18 protein-coding genes are annotated in these 16,159 nt (G+C 48.1%); 9 read left to right on the plus strand and 9 right to left on the minus strand.

The genetic code is table 11. From position 1 onward, the window contains the following. Positions 1 to 1,161, minus strand: a 1,161-nt coding sequence (locus JWV37_RS11665) for an MCP four helix bundle domain-containing protein (RefSeq protein WP_205460002.1), incomplete at its 3' end; no start/stop codon positions are given. Between the two features lie 125 nt (positions 1,162 to 1,286). Here JWV37_RS11665 and JWV37_RS11670 point away from each other — a divergent pair. Next, positions 1,287 to 1,838 (plus strand): YqiA/YcfP family alpha/beta fold hydrolase, encoded by a 552-nt coding sequence (locus JWV37_RS11670; protein ID WP_205460003.1) that lies wholly within the window; start codon positions 1,287 to 1,289, stop codon positions 1,836 to 1,838. Positions 1,839 to 1,864: 26 nt separating this feature from the next. Here the strand turns inward: JWV37_RS11670 and JWV37_RS11675 are convergent, their stop codons facing one another. From JWV37_RS11675 to JWV37_RS11685, 3 genes are all read right to left on the minus strand, one after another. Next, positions 1,865 to 3,748, minus strand: coding sequence for a methyl-accepting chemotaxis protein (locus JWV37_RS11675; RefSeq protein WP_205460004.1), 1,884 nt, complete (start codon positions 3,746 to 3,748; stop codon positions 1,865 to 1,867). 187 nt (positions 3,749 to 3,935) lie between these two features. Continuing rightward, the gene (gene cowN / locus JWV37_RS11680; protein ID WP_205460005.1) at positions 3,936 to 4,217 is read right to left on the minus strand and encodes a N(2)-fixation sustaining protein CowN; all 282 of its coding nucleotides are present in this window, start codon (positions 4,215 to 4,217) and stop codon (positions 3,936 to 3,938) included. Next, positions 4,217 to 5,032 (minus strand): SIR2 family protein, encoded by an 816-nt coding sequence (locus JWV37_RS11685; protein WP_205460006.1) that lies wholly within the window; start codon positions 5,030 to 5,032, stop codon positions 4,217 to 4,219. The genes cowN and JWV37_RS11685 overlap by 1 nt, the downstream gene beginning before the upstream one ends. 128 nt (positions 5,033 to 5,160) lie before the next feature. Here JWV37_RS11685 and nifB point away from each other — a divergent pair, with 128 nt between their 5' ends. The 5 genes from nifB (at position 5,161) to JWV37_RS11710 (ending at position 10,009) form a co-directional block, all read left to right on the plus strand. Beyond that, a complete protein-coding gene (gene nifB, locus JWV37_RS11690) occupies positions 5,161 to 6,558 on the plus strand; it encodes a nitrogenase cofactor biosynthesis protein NifB (RefSeq protein ID WP_205460007.1) in 1,398 nt (465 codons plus the stop codon). Position 6,559: 1 nt separating this feature from the next. Beyond that, a complete protein-coding gene (locus tag JWV37_RS11695; protein ID WP_205460008.1) occupies positions 6,560 to 7,684 on the plus strand; it encodes a hydroxymethylglutaryl-CoA lyase-like TIM-barrel protein in 1,125 nt (374 codons plus the stop codon). Continuing rightward, positions 7,663 to 8,481: a GNAT family N-acetyltransferase gene (locus JWV37_RS11700; protein ID WP_205460009.1), complete on the plus strand. Its 819-nt coding sequence runs from the start codon at positions 7,663 to 7,665 to the stop codon at positions 8,479 to 8,481. Before JWV37_RS11695 ends, JWV37_RS11700 begins: the two co-directional genes overlap by 22 nt. Beyond that, complete coding sequence (locus JWV37_RS11705) at positions 8,478 to 8,702, plus strand: hypothetical protein (RefSeq protein WP_205460010.1); 225 nt, start codon at positions 8,478 to 8,480, stop codon at positions 8,700 to 8,702. Before JWV37_RS11700 ends, JWV37_RS11705 begins: the two co-directional genes overlap by 4 nt. An 86-nt stretch (positions 8,703 to 8,788) precedes the next feature. Continuing rightward, a complete protein-coding gene (locus JWV37_RS11710; RefSeq protein WP_205460011.1) occupies positions 8,789 to 10,009 on the plus strand; it encodes an FprA family A-type flavoprotein in 1,221 nt (406 codons plus the stop codon). Here JWV37_RS11710 and JWV37_RS11715 read toward each other — a convergent pair. Beyond that, positions 10,006 to 10,335: a hypothetical protein gene (locus JWV37_RS11715; protein WP_205460012.1), complete on the minus strand. Its 330-nt coding sequence runs from the start codon at positions 10,333 to 10,335 to the stop codon at positions 10,006 to 10,008. The genes JWV37_RS11710 and JWV37_RS11715 overlap by 4 nt on opposite strands. A 134-nt stretch (positions 10,336 to 10,469) precedes the next feature. Here JWV37_RS11715 and JWV37_RS11720 point away from each other — a divergent pair, with 134 nt between their 5' ends. After that, entirely contained in the window at positions 10,470 to 11,048 is a 579-nt protein-coding gene (locus JWV37_RS11720; RefSeq protein WP_205460013.1) for a DJ-1/PfpI family protein, read from the plus strand. Between the two features lie 42 nt (positions 11,049 to 11,090). On the opposite strand, the gene JWV37_RS11725 is transcribed toward JWV37_RS11720, so the two are convergent. Genes JWV37_RS11725 through JWV37_RS11735 form a run of 3 tightly spaced genes read right to left on the minus strand, consistent with a single transcriptional unit; the run spans position 11,091 to position 13,852 of the window. Continuing rightward, positions 11,091 to 13,271 carry a heavy metal translocating P-type ATPase gene (locus JWV37_RS11725; protein WP_205460014.1) on the minus strand — a complete coding sequence of 727 codons (2,181 nt, stop codon included), beginning with the start codon at positions 13,269 to 13,271 and terminating at the stop codon, positions 11,091 to 11,093. Positions 13,272 to 13,299: 28 nt separating this feature from the next. Next, the gene (locus tag JWV37_RS11730) at positions 13,300 to 13,641 is read right to left on the minus strand and encodes an ArsR/SmtB family transcription factor (protein ID WP_205460015.1); all 342 of its coding nucleotides are present in this window, start codon (positions 13,639 to 13,641) and stop codon (positions 13,300 to 13,302) included. Next, a complete protein-coding gene (locus tag JWV37_RS11735; protein WP_205460016.1) occupies positions 13,634 to 13,852 on the minus strand; it encodes a heavy metal transport/detoxification protein in 219 nt (72 codons plus the stop codon). The genes JWV37_RS11730 and JWV37_RS11735 overlap by 8 nt, the downstream gene beginning before the upstream one ends. A 134-nt stretch (positions 13,853 to 13,986) precedes the next feature. On the opposite strand from JWV37_RS11735, the gene JWV37_RS11740 reads away from it, so the two are divergent. After that, on the plus strand, positions 13,987 to 14,694 hold the full coding sequence (locus JWV37_RS11740) for a YebC/PmpR family DNA-binding transcriptional regulator (protein WP_205460017.1): 708 nt from the start codon (positions 13,987 to 13,989) through the stop codon (positions 14,692 to 14,694). Between the two features lie 49 nt (positions 14,695 to 14,743). Beyond that, positions 14,744 to 15,232 (plus strand): peptidylprolyl isomerase, encoded by a 489-nt coding sequence (locus tag JWV37_RS11745; protein ID WP_205460018.1) that lies wholly within the window; start codon positions 14,744 to 14,746, stop codon positions 15,230 to 15,232. An 11-nt stretch (positions 15,233 to 15,243) separates the two neighbouring features. Here JWV37_RS11745 and JWV37_RS11750 read toward each other — a convergent pair whose 3' ends face one another. Continuing rightward, positions 15,244 to 15,903, minus strand: a complete 660-nt coding sequence (locus JWV37_RS11750) for a S24 family peptidase (protein WP_205460019.1) — start codon at positions 15,901 to 15,903, stop codon at positions 15,244 to 15,246. Positions 15,904 to 16,159 lie beyond the last annotated feature (256 nt).

The following is a 16,159-nucleotide window of genomic DNA, read 5'->3' on the forward strand; positions in this document are numbered from 1 at the left end:
AGTCTGCTCCGTCACTTCTTCAATCAAATTTGCTTTTTGGGCAATGAGTGTTGTGTGTTCATTGAGCGCGTTGACTTGCTGGGCTGTCTCCTCGGCGTGCTTGACAACCTCTTGGAGTTTGTAGGTGGATGCTTGCGTAGCCTTGCCCCCTTGCACAGATGCTTCGTAACTTTGAACGGCATTACTTTGAGATTTTTTTGCCAAAATAGCGACCGTTTCTACATCATGCTGTAAAGTGCCAATCTCCTCAACAGAAACTTTTATAATCTGCTTTTGGGTTTGCGCTAGACCCAAAGCCACGCTAGAAACCCCCGCAACTTCTTGAGCTTTGTGTGCCAAAGCCGCCGACGTACTAAACAAATAAGCAATAATCTCTTTAAGCTGCACATGAAGTTCTCCAATAGCGTGCAAAATACTGCCTCGCAAAGCCTTAGGCACCTCTACACGCAAATCTCCCGATGCAAGGGTTCCTACAATGCCCGCTACCGCATGGGGTTCGCCACCCAAAGAGCGTTTGAGGGCACGCGAAATAAAGTACGTCACCACAATTCCCAACACAAATGCAATCAACAAAAGCACAACCATTACGCCCGTAAAGCCACCTGCCACAGCCCTTGCTTTTTGGGTTTCGGCTTGGTTTTTTACCTCTTGTGTATCAATAAACTCATTAACAACACCCAACCACTCCACAAATGCAGGAGCCGCTTGCCCCAAAAGCAGTGCCTTGGCTGCCTCCTCTTCTCCTTCTGCCTTAAGGGCAACAATACGCGCCATCAAGGGCAGTGTTTTTCGCTCTACTTCTTTTATGCGCCCTAGCAATACCTGCTCCTTCTCCTCAACCGCTGGCGTGTTGGCAAAAAGTGCGTCTAAAGCCTTTGCTGATTCGGCATAAAAAGACTCTAGCTTTTTTATTTCCGACATCACCTCGCCCGCCTCACCTTGTTTTAATAACACAACATCACGCAACGCAATAGCCCTATCGTGTACAGAGCCTCGAAAATTAATGGCATAGCGTTGTTTAAGCGCGTTGACATCTGTGATTTGCGTAAGCGATTGGTCAATTACCCGTACCTCTTTAATGCCCATAACCGTTATGATAAGCATAATGCCAATAATCAATCCAAAGCCTAAAAAAATCCGTTTTGCGACGCTAAGTTGCATGAAATCTCCAATTTATTTTATTTGATAAATTTTATCGTTTAATAGTTTATCTTATCTTTAAACTGAAGTATTATCGCACTTTTTTGTTACAATAGTGTTGTATTCTTACATGTAAAGGAAAAAACATGATTATATACATCCACGGCTTTGGTGGCAGTGGTAAAGGCACCAAAGCTTCTCTTTTTAAAACCGCCTTTCAAAACCACGGCATCCTAACACCCTCTTTGCCTACTCACCCTGATTTAGCTCTTTCCACTCTCGAAGAACTCATTGCCGTATTGTTGCATTATGAAAAAGTCTCGCTCATCGGCTCTTCCTTGGGTGGCTTTTATGCCCAAGTGCTCTCAGCAAAATTTAATCTCAAAGCAGTGCTCATCAACCCTGCCACCGAGCCTTACATCACCCTTAAACGCGCCCTTGGAAATGCGCCGCATTTTTATGACAACAGCACGTTTTTGTGGCAAGAAACACACCTTGAAGCCCTAAAGAAAAAAGAAGGAGCGTTTAATCCTGAAAACTTTTTAGTGCTTTTGCAAAAAGGGGATGAAGTGCTAGATTACACAAAGGCCCTAGAAAAATACGACGGAGCGGCCTTTGTGGTAGAAGAGGGTGGAAGCCATAGCTTCGAGGGAATTCAGAAGCATTTTGAAAAAATTGAGGCATTTTTTTCCCATTAGAGCTCAGCCAAAAAGGCCGAGCCTCTTTAGGACTTAAATTTCCCTAGTTCGTTGTTAAGATTTTCGGTCATTCCGTGAAGATGCTCAGAAGCCTGTGAAACGTTGTCAATACTACTCACGTTACTCACAGAAATCTCATTGACTTTTTCGATTTCTTTGACCATTTCTTGTATCTGCGTTGCCGTTTGAATAAAGCTTTTGACAGTCTCTCCTGTATCTTTAATGGTTTTTTCAACGGTTGCATCGATGCTTGTCACGCCGTGCTGGAGCTGCCCCGTGATGTCAACTAGTCCATTTACTTCTTTGGCATTTTGGGCAATCTCGCCATTGGCATCACTGATGGATTGCACGACAATGTTGATGGTCGCATCAATCTCCACCAAGCTTTTTTGCGTACGCTCGGCGAGTTTTCGCACCTCATCGGCCACCACTGCAAACCCGCGTCCGTGCTCACCCGCGCGTGCCGCCTCGATGGCTGCGTTAAGCGCCAAAAGATTGGTTTGGTCAGCAATATCACGGATGATATTAAGCACGTCTTTGACTTCATTGGCGTTATGGCTCACTGTATCAAGACGTTCAGCCAAGGCTTGTTCTTTGGTGGCTGTAGCTTGCATGGCTTCTTCTAGGTGCTGGGCTTGGGTTTTAACCGTGTTAATGTCAAGTTGTGTTTTGGTTAACACCTCCTGAGAGTGGGTTGCTTTTTCCACTGAAGATTCAATGACTCTAGCCAAGGCAGAACCGCTCTCTTTAGTTTTAGCAATGATTTTTGATTCTGCTTCTACATTGCGCACCACCTCAGTAGCCGTACGAGAAAGTTCCTCTGAAATAGAGGCATTTTCGCTACTGATAGCCTTAGAATTTTTTACAATGTCATGGAGCTTTTCGATGAATTTGTTAATGTTCACCGACACTTGACCGAACTCATCATGCCCCTTAATCTCCAAACGTTGGCGCAAGTCACCCTCGGCACTGGAGAGGTCTTCAACAACTCTATTGAGTTCATCTAACGGACGTAGCAAAGCCCTAATAATGAGGACCACCAACACCACAACCACAATAAGCATACCAAGCCCCACCAACATCAACTGGCGCACTTGGCTGTTCAAAAAAACATAAGCCGTGACTTTATCAAAAGTAATAGCAGGTCGCCAGCCTGTTTCATTGGAGACCTTGTAGGTGTAAATTTTTTCAGAACCTTTATACATGTACTCTATAACGCCTTCATTGCTGGCGCCAATTTGCCGAGCCAAATCCGGTGCCACTTCTGCTAAATCTTTTCCAATAAGCTCAAGCTCAGGATGTGAAATAATCAACCCTTTGGTGTCTTGAATCATCGTATAGCCACCTTCAAATTTGATGTTTTCCAATTCCTTAAACAGCATTTTAAGGTCGATAGACGTTGACACAGCACCTAAAAACTTCCCATCTTTGACAATCGGGGCAGCCACGGCAACAATGTGGCTTTTTGTACTGGCGCTAATGTACGCATCGGTTGCGACTTCTTTCATGGCACTTTTTGCAAGGGTGTACCACGGGCGCACACGCGGATCAAACCCAGCCCTTGGCTGTGTGTCTGTGCCATAAATCATCTTGCCCTCCACTTCCGTACCCACAAAAGAGTCGATGCCTCCGATGGTTTGGGTAATTTCGCGCAACCTTGTCTTAAGTTCTTGTTCACTTATCTCTTCTAAATCAAAAAGTGACCGCGCACCACTGGCAATAACCGCTTTTTTTGAGGCAACCCACAAATCGATGTAGTCTGTAAGTGCATGAGAGGCCATCATAACACTCTTTTCTACTTGCAACAAACTGTTGCGCTTTGTGTCCATGTAGCCAAAGATGCCAAACACACCCAAACTTGCCACCATAAAAACGGAAATCACAAGGGTAATTTTTGTCTTAAAATTCATAACCTCTCCTTTGCAGCATTAAAATCGCTAAACACACTTTACACGCAATCATTGTACTGCAAATTAAGGATTTTTTTGGGCACTTTTAGTGTAAAATTCATTACATGTAATATAGGTCAAAAGTCCCCAAAAATAGGCATTTGATTGTAACTTTCACTATCTTTTTTTGGGCTTTACATGTAAGGCTTTAACAACACTCAATCTCCGCTTTTTCCATGGCCAATAGTCCCTCTTCATGGTCGTGATTTTCAAACAATTCTTCCAAATAAAACACGTTAGCACACACCAAATACAACACATCCTCATCAGGCGTGCGCGTGTAGTACGCGGGAGGGATTTTCTTAACAAATTTTTCCCAAAACGGGTTGGTGGCTTCTGGTTTTTCCTTTAGGAGAAAAAGTACCTCATCCACCACACAACAGGCGTTTTCAAAGCAATCAATATTTTCAAAACTTACATACCGCTCCATTATTCCCCTTTCTCCACTAGAGTTTTCAACATCTCCACAAACCCCTGGGTGGAGTACTGTTGTGTAGCAAGCCCCTGCCCTTCCACAAAGCGACGTTCCGCTTTTTCCAAAGGCCCTTCATGCACCACCACGCCGCCCGCGCACTCAATCGTACTCTCCCGTGCCACCATACGCTGGGTGTCTTTGGCAAAAGATTCTCCAAGGTAAAGTATCTGTTTGCCCTTTCGGTACGCTTTGAACCACGCAGGGTAGGCAAACCCGCCCATGGCTTCGGTCAGCCAATCCACATAATCCGCATCGGAAATCACAAAACTAGGCATTGGCAACGCGCACCCCATGGGTTTGATGATCAAAGGTGCTTGCTCGTCCCACGTCTGCGCCTCTACGTACGCGCCCTCTTCCCACACGTACAACGCATACCGCTTGGGCGAAGCACTGATGCGCGCAATGCCTTTGAGTAAAAAATGTCTACAGGAGGCAAGCGCGTCAAGCAACACAGTGTCGCGGTTGGTGTCAAAGATGACCTTTGCCCCAAGGCGCAAGAGCAATTCATGGGCAGGTTGCAAACTTTTTTCGCGCCCAAAAACGTCGATGCACATGCCCTCAATATGCCCACGTCCGCGCCGCTGTTCGATACTCATGGCCGCTTTGGAAACTTCTTGCATGAGCTTGGGTGCCATGGCTCTACCGCCATTGAGTGCCAAAATCGTCTCTTCGGTAGAAGAAGGCATTAAAGAGCCTTTGAAAATATCTGGCCCCAAATAGGCAATCATACTTCCCTCTTGTAGTGCTTGGATAATGGTTTCAGGGTTCATAGGCGCACTCCTTGTTGGGCATTTTACCTCCTACATTGCATAAAGCATTCCCTTGCAAAAATCCCCCTCCTTTCAAACTTGGAACGGCATATGCAATCCTCCTTGGCAAGAAACCACAAGGAGCTACCATGAGCTGTTCTTCTTCTCCCGCAAAAGGGCTTCCCAAAGACGTCGAAGCCTTGGTCAACAACCATCCCTGTTACAACGAAGAGGCGCACCACCACTACGCGCGCATCCACGTAGCCGTCGCTCCTGCGTGCAACATTCAGTGTAATTACTGCAACCGCAAATACGACTGCTCTAATGAAAGCCGCCCAGGGGTCACGAGCGAACGCGTAAGCCCTGAAGAAGCCATCAAAAAAGTTTTACATGTAGGCGCCGCCATCCCACAACTAAGCGTCGTAGGCATCGCAGGACCTGGAGACGCGCTAGCTAACCCCAAAGCAACCTTTGAAACCTTTGGCTATCTCAACCGCTACGCGCCTGATTTGAAACTGTGCATCTCCACCAACGGCCTTGCCCTCATCGACCACATCGACGCACTCAAAGCCCACAACGTCCACCACGTCACCGTGACTATCAACAGCGTGGATGAAAGTGGCGAGATTGGCGCAAAAATCTACCCGTGGATTTACCACGACCACAAGCGTTACCGTGGCGTTGAAGCGGCACAACTCCTCCTCAAACGCCAACTTGAAGGCATTAAAGCGTGCGCGGAAGCGGGTATCTTGGTCAAAGCCAACTCGGTGCTCATCCCCCACATCAACGACAAACACCTCGGCGAAGTGGCTAAAGTCTTGCGAGACCTTGGGGTCTTTTTGCACAACGTCATGCCGCTCATCTCCAAAAAAGAGTACGGCACCAAATTTGGCCTTGAGGGCATCCCTAGCGCTTCCTCAAAAGCGTTAATGAAAGCCCAAGAAGCGTGTGGCACGGACATGAAACTCATGAAACACTGCCGCCAATGCCGCGCAGACGCAGTAGGACTCATCAACCAAGACCGCAAAGACGAGTTTGGCAAAGAGTCCTTCAATGCCCTTTCCATCGAAGAGCTGGCCAACGCCTACGACATCACCAAACGCCAAGAAACCCACGCCAAAATCGAAACGTGGCGGCGTGCTTTGAAAGGCGCAAACGCACGCTTGGAAGCTCAAAAAATTCCCTCCTTGCTTGTGGCTGTCACCTCCGCGGGCCAAGGGCTCATCAACCAACACTTTGGCGCAGCGAACGAGTTTTTGATTTACGAAGTAGACAGCAAAGGCGTGCGCTTTTCTCACCACCGCAAGGTCGAAACCCAATACTGCCATGGGCCAAGCGCATGCGGCAACAACCCCATGGACGAGATTGCCAAAACCCTGGAAGACATCGACCTCATCGTTACGGCCAAGATTGGCCCGTGTCCCAAAGCGTCGCTGGAGCGTTACCGCATCCAAATCAGCGAAGAGTACGCCCATGAGCCTATCGAGGCCTCGCTTCTTAAAGCCGCTAAAGCCTTCGTGCCTTTTGCGGAAGAAAAGGTCGGTTAAGATGAAAGCCATCAACGATACCACCTTACGTGATGGCGAACAAGCGCCCTATGTGGCCTTTAACACCAAAGAAAAAATCGCCATCGCCATGGGACTTGATGCGTGTGGGGCGGATGAACTGGAAGTGGGCATCCCCGCCATGGGCAAGCAAGAGTGCGAAGACATCGCGACCATCGCAAGCCTTGGGCTTCGCGCGCGTGTCATGGCGTGGTGCCGTGCCCACCCCAAAGACGTGGAAGCCGCCCTTACATGTAAGCTCTCCGCCATCAACCTTTCCATCCCCGTCTCAGACATGCTCATCAGCGTCAAATACAAACGGGGTAAAGACGAACTTTTTGAAAATTTAGAACGCGCCATTGCCCTTGCCAAGCGCGAGGGGATGTTTATCAACATCGGAGGCGAAGACAGCTCCCGCGCTAGCGAAACCTTTTTGCGCGAAGTCATCGGCTTTGCCAAAGACTTAGGCGCAGACCGTTTTCGTTTTTGCGACACGGTAGGCATCCTCACTCCCACAAAAACCTACAAAATTGTCAGTTCCCTCTCGCACCTTCTGCCCATCGAAATGCACACCCACAATGACTTTGGCATGGCCACCGCCAACGCCATCGCAGGACTAGAAGCAGGCGCGGTGAGCGTGAACACCACCGTCGTTGGTCTTGGAGAGCGCGCGGGCAATGCCTCCTTTGAACAAACTCTTATGGCACTCAAACACCTTTTCAGCGAACCACGCATCGTCGAACAACAGGCACTAAAATCCCTCGTGCACACCGTGTGCGACGCCGCGCGTATGCACGTTTCGCCCAACGCACCCATCGTCGGGGATCGGATTTTTGCCCACGAATCAGGCATACATGTAAGCGGTATGCTCAAAAATGACCAAGCCTATGAGCCTTTTTCGCCCGAAGAAGTGGGTGCGACAAGGGAGTATCCCATCGGCAAACACAGCGGTTCAGCGGCACTCATGTACCACCTTGACGCCCTTGGCGTGTGTGCGCTAAAAGAGAATTGCACAGGGCTTTTACCTAAGCTTCGACGCATCATCACGCGACGCAAAGTGGTTTTAGCTCCCGAAGAATTGCGCAAGCTTTACACCAAGTACGCCCCATGTACCCCATCCGTTGGCTAACAGATTTTGCACCTCTTCACGCTTTGTGTCAGCAAGAAGGATGGCTAGGGGATGCGTATGAACGGGCTCCCCTTCAAGCCACCGCACTAGCTTTTGGTGCCTTTGATGGGTCTACATGTATCGGGGCTATCACGGGGTTTTTGCACGAAAAAAGCGCGTGGATTAGCCACTTTGTGGTAGCCCCTTCCCATCGAGGCAAAGGCCTTGGGCGCAAGCTTTTTGAGCACCTTTTGGGGATTTTGGAAAACGAATCAGACTCCCTTTACTTGCATGCAGAGCCTAAAATGGAGGCGTTTTATGCCTCTTTTGGTTTTTACTCCTCCCACAGCGTTACCCGTTACTTTCGCGCTTCCAACACCCCAACTTTTTTCTTTCAACCCGGCCAAGATTTCAAACCCGCCACCCTTTCTTTGAAATTGCGCATGCACGACGCCAACGCTTTTGGTGAGCGGCGAAACCTCTTTTTAGAACACACCCTAAGCCATCCCAGTAGCCTCATTTTCTCCACTCCTTCGGGCTACTTGCATTCGCGGATGATGGAGGGCGAGTACCTGTTTTTGGGCCCGTGGGTGATGGAAAAAAAAGAAGACGCGGAAGATTTTCTCAAAGCCTTACTCTTCTTTCGCGGAGCCAAGCCCATCTTCGCGGACGCGCCCGCCCTACCCCACATCGCTTCACTATACGAGCGTTACGGATTTGTCGCCAAAGGCACCACGGTACACATGCAAAAAGGTGACCCGCTACCTTTGGCCCACAAACGCATTTATGCCTACGGGAGCACAGGAGTGTGTGGATGAGCGAGCTTGGAGAAGTCATCATTTGCGAATGCAGTGGCAAGAGCGTCGATGAGGCTATCGCCTTTTTTCAAGAAACCAGTCTGCCTTACTTTAAGGCACGCAAAACATTTACCCAAACCAAAAAAACCTGCTGCAACAAGCCTCTCACGCGGCTATTTGACATGGTCTATTTTGGGAAAATCGACAAAAGAGAGATTGTGGAGATGATTGGAAGGCAGTAAGCGTTTTTCAAAGGCCCTGTCTCGACAAATTGTCTCGCGCGGGCCTTTGAAAAATGTCTTTACATGTAAGGCAATAAAGGTAACCCATGAACCCCATAGCCATCGCCAAAGATATCTATTTTATTGGTGTCTTTGACCCCGATATTCGCACCTTTGACATCATCATGAAAGCCGCCAATGGCTCTTCGTACAACGCCTATCTCATCAAAACTTCGCAAGGCGTCATCGTCGTTGACACGGTGAAAAAAGAGTTCCAAGAGGCCTTTTTTGCCAACCTTGAAGCCCTCTGTTCGTACGAGGAGATTCGCTACGTCATTGTTCACCACATCGAACCTGACCACTCAGGCGCATTGCCTGAACTCATCACCCGCGCACCCCAAGCAAAAGTGCTCATCGCGCCCCAAGCGAGCATGATGTTAGGTGCGCTGACCCACAAAGAACACATGGTGTTTGAAACGGTCTGGACCAACAAAACCTTACGTTTGGGCGAAAAAACCTTGACTTTTTTATCCACGCCTTACTTACACTGGCCCGAAACCCTGAGCACCTACGTGAGCGAAGATAAACTGCTTTTTAGTGGCGATGTGTTTGGGGCCCATTACTGCGACCCGCGCTTGTTTGATGACAAGGTGGGGGATTTTTCCTACGCGTATGCCTATTATTATGACCACATTATGCGCCCGTTTAAACGCTACGTTGCCAGTGCGTTGGCGTTGTATGACCGCTTTGAGATTGCTTGCATCGCGCCGCTTCATGGGCCAATCTTGCGCCACAATCCGCGCCACTACATAGACCAATACCGCGCATGGAGCGCGCCGCTTCATGCACCCCACAAAACCCTCACCATCTTTTACCTCACGAGCTACAAAAACACTTACGAGATGGCGCAAGCCATCATGCGAGGGAGCGAACAAACTGAGGGACTCATCACGCGCATTTACGATTTGGCCGCTTTAGAAGAAGCCAATATGCTTGCTCTTTTAGACCAAAGTGACGGTTTTTTAATCGGCACTCCCACCATCAACGGCGACGCGCCCAAACCTGTGTGGGACTTGCTTTCGTGCTTGATGTTTTTAGGCAAAGAAGGCAAATGCGCCGGGACTTTTGGCTCTTACGGGTGGAGCGGCGAGGCTATTGAGCATGTATTGGCGCGCCTTAAACACCTCAAACTGCGTGTCCCGCCCTTAGAACACCCCAAGGTCAAGCTCATCCCCACCAAAGCAGACTTGGAAATGTGTGAGGCCTATGGCAAAGAGTTTGGGGAAGTGGTGATGGGAAAAATGATTGAGATGACGCTAGAGGACTAACTCCCCATCTTGCGCTTTGCCATTTCCAGTTGGAGTTGAAGCTTATAAGCATTCACTTGCGTGTCAAACGTACTGGTGTTGAGCACAATGTCTTCTGTACTTAGCCCAAGGAAACCTGCCATTTGTAAAAATTCGGGCGAAGAGAGCGAGGAAGCTGTTTCGTTGGTTACAAGCTTGGTCAACCAGCTCGAATCCCCCTCGTTAACACTGTGCGAATCGTACTGCAATAAAAAATCCAAAAAACTCCCCTCGTCTTTTTTGATGGAGGTGTACATGGCGTACTGCGCCCCCGCGTAAGGGTCGATTTCAAAAAGACGTGAACTCATGGCCTCTCCTTTGGGTAAAAACGTACTAAAGAAAAGCAAGAATCGTGCCTGTTATCGTTTTGCAACCTTATTTACCAACGGATTGCCAAGTCCCGTTATACTGTCATTTCAATCTCACACCAAAAGGAGACATTATGGCAAAGAAAATTTTGTTTATCGTTGGCGATTATGTCGAGGATTACGAAGTAATGGTTCCCTTTCAAGCCCTTGGGGCAGTCGGACACTCGGTTGTTGCGGTGTGCCCTGATAAAAAAGCAGGGGATTTTATCCGCACGGCCATCCATGATTTTGAAGGTGACCAAACCTACAGCGAAAAACCTGGGCACAACTTTACACTCAATGGCACTTTTGCAGACATCGTGCCTGAAAGTTTTGATGCCCTCGTCATCCCTGGTGGTCGCGCGCCCGAATACTTGCGCCTCAACGAAGAGGTGCTAAGCATCGTGCGCTATTTTTCCTCCGCCAACAAGCCTATCGCCGCTATTTGCCACGGAGCACAACTCCTTGCTGCAGCAGATGTGCTCAAAGGCAAAAGTTGCTCTGCTTACCCCGCATGCGCCCCTGAAGTCACCAAGGCAGGCGGCACCTACAAAGCTCTCGAAGTCACCCAAGCTACGGTAGATGGCAACCTCGTCACTGCGCCCGCGTGGCCAGCCCACCCCGAATGGATTGCCAAATTTTTAGACGTTCTTGGCACCAAAATCACCCACTAACCCCGCACGTTACATGTAAGGAAAAACCCTTACATGTAACGCTTATATCTTCAACAATTTCAACCGCAACGCATTTAATACCACGGTCACTGAACTCACACTCATGGCCATCCCTGCGTACATGGGCGTGAGTAACCAGCCTGTCCACGGGTAAAAAAGTCCCGCGGCAAGGGGAATGCCAAGGATGTTGTAGATAAACGCCCAAAAGAGGTTTTGTTTGATGACACGCATGGTTTGACGCGAAAGCACTAAAGCACCTTTGACCATGCGCAAGTCATTGCCCACTAGGACGATGTCTCCCGCATCTTTAGCGATGTCTGAACCCGAATTTAGCGCGATACCAATGTCCGCTTGCTTTAAAGAGGGCGAATCATTAATCCCATCTCCCACAAACAGCACCTTGGCTTCCTTTTGAAACGCTTCAATTTGCGCGTGCTTTTGGTGAGGCAATACTTCGGCATACACAAGGTCAATGCCCAGCTTTTCTGCCACACTTTTAGCCGTTGCTTCGTGGTCACCTGTGAGCATCACGGGCGTGATACCTTGGTGTTTTAGGTACGCGATGACTTCTTTAGCTTCTTCTTTAAGGGTGTCTTCTAACACAAAACACCCCACTTCCACGCCATTCACCGCCGCAACAATCGCTCCTTTGGCGCCTCGTTGCGCCTCTTGCATGAGCATTTTTGTGGCCTTGGAAACTTCCACACCCAAAGATTCCAAAAAAGCTTCTGACCCCACCGCCACCGCGTGGCCTCCCGCTTTGCCTTGCACGCCAAGACCTGCAAGCACTTCAAAAGCGTCCACTTCATGGGAGAGAGTGACACCCAGGCGTTGCACGTGCGCCACAACGGCTTTAGAGATAGGATGTTCGCTTCTGGCTTCCACACACCCAATCAACCCCAACAGTGCGTCGTCGTTGACGCTACTGTGACTCACGGCAATTTCACCTTTGGTAAGGGTGCCTGTTTTGTCAAATACGGCGTATTTGACCGACTTTAAAATCTCAAGTACTTCGGGATTTTTGATGAGAATGCCGTGTTTTGCCCCTTTTCCTACCGCTGAAACGATAGCGATGGGCGTAGCAAGTCCCAACGCGCACGGGCACGAGATGATAAGCACCGACACGCTCGCCAAAAAAGCAAATAGCACGTTGCCCGTAAAAAACCACCATCCTAGCAAGGTCACAAGAGAGATGAGCATCACCGTGGGTACAAAAATGTTTGACACTTTATCCGCAAAGCGTCCGATGGGCATCTTTTGGTTTTGCGCTTCGCTAAGTAGCGACACGATGCTAGCAAGCATGGTCGCATGGGCGGGTTTGCCCACGCGCACCTTGATGTAGCCCGCTTTACTAATGGTTCCTGCCACCACGTCCTCACCCTCTTTTTTGTGCACTGGCAACGACTCGCCCGTAAGCATGGAGGTGTCTATCTCCGCACTTCCTTCGATGATTTTCCCATCGCACGGGATGGCTTCGCCTGATTTGACGATGACCACATCTCCTACGCGCAAGGCTTCTACGCCCACCATGGATTCTGTGGCATCCTCTCCCAAAACACGAGCCTGTTTAGGAGAAAGGTCCATGAGGTGCTTAAGCGTGTTGGTCGCCTTGGCCTTGGAGCGCTCTTCCAAATACTTACCAAGCAGCACAAAGGCGATGATCATCACCGCGCCATCAAAGTAAACAAACCGCATGGATTCAGGAAAAGCATCCCCAAAAAGCATCACACTCACCGAGTAAAAATAAGCCGCACTCGTACCTAAAGCAATGAGCACATTCATATCATAACTACCGTTTTTTAACGCTCCATACGCATGGGTATAAAACCGCGCACCCGCATAAAACTGTGCGATGGAAGCCAACACCCACACCGTCCAGACATTGTGCGCACCAAAGGGCATAAATTTTTCTAGCCCCATTACCCCAGCACTCAAGGCCATAGCAAGCCATAGGGTGTATTTGAGCGTAGTGAGTTCTTTGACTTTTTGGGCTTCAAGAGCAGCGGTGTCTTTCATAACACCATAGCCTAGTTTTTTGATTTTATTGATGATTTGCTCGCTGCTTACCTTGTCTGTGTCATAAACAAACTCGCCCTCCGAAGAAGCAAAACTCACTTGTACGTTTTCCACACCAGGAAGTTTTTTGGTCACTTTTTCCACTGCATTGGAACAGTTGACGCACGTCATGCCGGAGATGTTTACATGTAAGGTTTTCGTTGCCATTGGTATTCCTTTTTGCCTTGCAGCAAGGCTAAACAGTCTTAAATACACCGCCCATAAGGGTTTCTATAAAAGGATGCCTTAAGCGGTAAAAATACATCTGCCCCTCCTTGGTGTACGTCACAATCTTAGCAAGACGCAGGATTTTGAGCTGGTGGGAGGTGTTGGAGGGCGAAAGGCCAAGCATGTTGGCAATTTCCCCCACACACATCTCGTAGCGCGTGAGGGCAAGGACGATTTTTAAGCGCGTGGGGTCACTAAGGGCTTGAAAAAACATGGCTGATTCGCTCACCTCTTCTTCGCTAGGAAGCTCGGCTAAAATCTCTTCTAGCACACTTCCGTTTTCACAACACGAACGAATGAGTTTAGGCACCCGTAACCTCGGCGATGACATCAAACCCCAAAGAGGACATTTCGGCCTTAAAGGCCGCCTCTGCGGCTTCATCTGCCAACTCCACACTGACTTCACGAGGCGTCTTAGACAAGTCTACCTCGATATCCCCAAAATCATCCTCTAAAGAAACCAAAATCGTATTGGCACAATTTTGGCAGTTGATGTTGTTCGCCTGAAACCGTTTTAACATAAAAACTCCTCTATGTGAAGATATATTCATATTTGAGATATTACCCCTCATTGCGTAAAAAAAGGCTTAATTTCAAATGTTTCTTACCCAAGACCCGTTATAATTCAAACAAAAAAACAAAAGGAAACTCCCCCATGGGAAGAGCATTTGAATACCGACGAGCATCCAAGGAAAAGCGCTGGGACAAAATGTCTAAAGTCTTTCCAAAACTCTCCAAAGCCATCACCGTAGCCGCCAAAGAAGGGGGCCAAGACCCCGATATGAACCCCAAACTTCGCACCGCTATTTTGGCCGCTAAAGCGGAAAATATGCCCAAAGACAACATCGACGCGGCCATCAAGCGCGCGCTAGGCAAAGATGCAGAAGAAATCAAAGAGGTTAATTACGAAGGCAAGGCACCCCATGGTGCGCTTGTATTTGTAGAATGCGCCACAGACAACCCCACGCGCACAGTCGCAAACGTCAAAGCCCACTTCAACAAATGCCACGGGCAAATGCTCCAAAACGGTTCACTTGAATTTATGTTTTCCCGTAAAGCCGTGTTTGAATTTGACACCCCTGCCCTAGACCCAGAAGAGCTCGAACTTGCCCTCATTGATGGCGGGCTTGAAGAGCTTGAAGAGCACGAAGGAACAATGTACGCTTACGGCGACTACACCAGCTTTGGCTCCCTCTCAAACGCCCTAGAAGCCTTGGGGATTGAAGTAAAAAAAGCAAGCCTACAACGCATTCCCAACACGCCAGTGAGCTTCGATGAAAACCAAATGATCGAAATTGAAAAACTCATCGATCGGCTAGAAGATGATGAGGATGTGCAAGCGGTCTACACCAATATTGCCTAACAAAGTGTGTTATACTTCACTCTCAAATTTTTACATGTAAGGACTGTTCATGAAAGAACTCAAAGAATACACCTATTCCGCTGACGAACTAGCAAAGTTCCAATACGCTACGATTCAAACCAACAAAGGGGCCATGCAAGTCAAACTTTACCCCGAAGAGACCCCTACTACGGTTGCCAACTTTGCAACGCTTGCCAATGACGGTTTTTACGATGGGCTCACTTTTCACCGCGTTATCCCAAACTTTGTCATCCAAGGCGGATGCCCAAGTGGTACAGGTACAGGCGGACCAGGCTGGGCTATTAAATGCGAATGCAACAAAAACACCCACAAACATCAACGTGGCACCCTTTCTATGGCGCACGCGGGCGAAAACACAGGAGGAAGCCAGTTTTTTGTCTGCCACGCTCCACAAGCACATTTAGATGGAATGCATACGGTTTTTGGTGACGTCATCAACGAAGAAGGCCTCAAAGTGCTCGATAGCATCCGTCAAGGCGACGTGATGGAAAAAGTCACCATTTCCGAAACGCTCTAACCCCAACGCCTTTACGCAATCTTCGTAAAGGCTCCCACCACTTTTCCAAGCACCCGCACCTGTTTTGCTTCAATCCGCTCTGGCACATACATTCCATTATCCGAAACAAGTTCCAAAGATCCGTCTGCCTTTAGCTGAAGACGCTTAATAAACAAGCCCCCTGGCGTAGCAAGCACAAAAATACCCCCACGGTGAATCTGCACTTGCGTGCGGTCCACAAGCACAACATTGCCCTCGTGCAACGTAGGTTCCATGGAATCACCAAGGACATTAATCGCTTCAATCTCTTCTGTTTTGCAACGCACCCCAATCCGCTCTAAAATCGCTTCGTCTACATGTAAATACGCTTCTGCTACGTCATAATTTTCAGCTCCTCCGCCAGCGGAAGCATAAATGTCATGAAAGTACCGAATTCTTGCAAACCGCTCGGTCTCTTGCGTAAGACTCTCCACTATTTGATTGTAAAAAAGCCAATTGATAGATATCTTGCGTCTGGCACAAAAATCAAGCAGTTCTTGGTAGGGGATTTTATTGCGGTTTTTCATGGTCGCAAGGGTGACATGGTTGATATTGAGCGCTTCAGCCACATCCTTGTCAAAGACTTTTCTGTTGCCAACATCTTGAGACAAAACATCTTTCAATCGAAGCAGTATATCTTTAAAATCGGGCATGAAAATCCTTTTTATTTCATTTTGAAATATAATTGTAGCATAAGATTCTTTTTTTATACAATATGCAATCAATAAAAGGAGAAAAGATGGCTCACATCACACGCACAATTAGTAAAATAGAGGATTTTTGGTTAAAAATAGAAGAGGCTTTTGAAACATTAGGGGAGAAACTATTTTAAAAAGCATAAAAAATGGAAATACTAAAAACAATTCAATAAAAAGTAAAAGTAAATTATGAAGAAGTTTGAAAAGCAAC

Source organism: Sulfurospirillum tamanense, assembly GCF_016937535.1.
Taxonomy (GTDB): Bacteria; Campylobacterota; Campylobacteria; order Campylobacterales; family Campylobacteraceae; genus Sulfurospirillum_B; species Sulfurospirillum_B tamanense.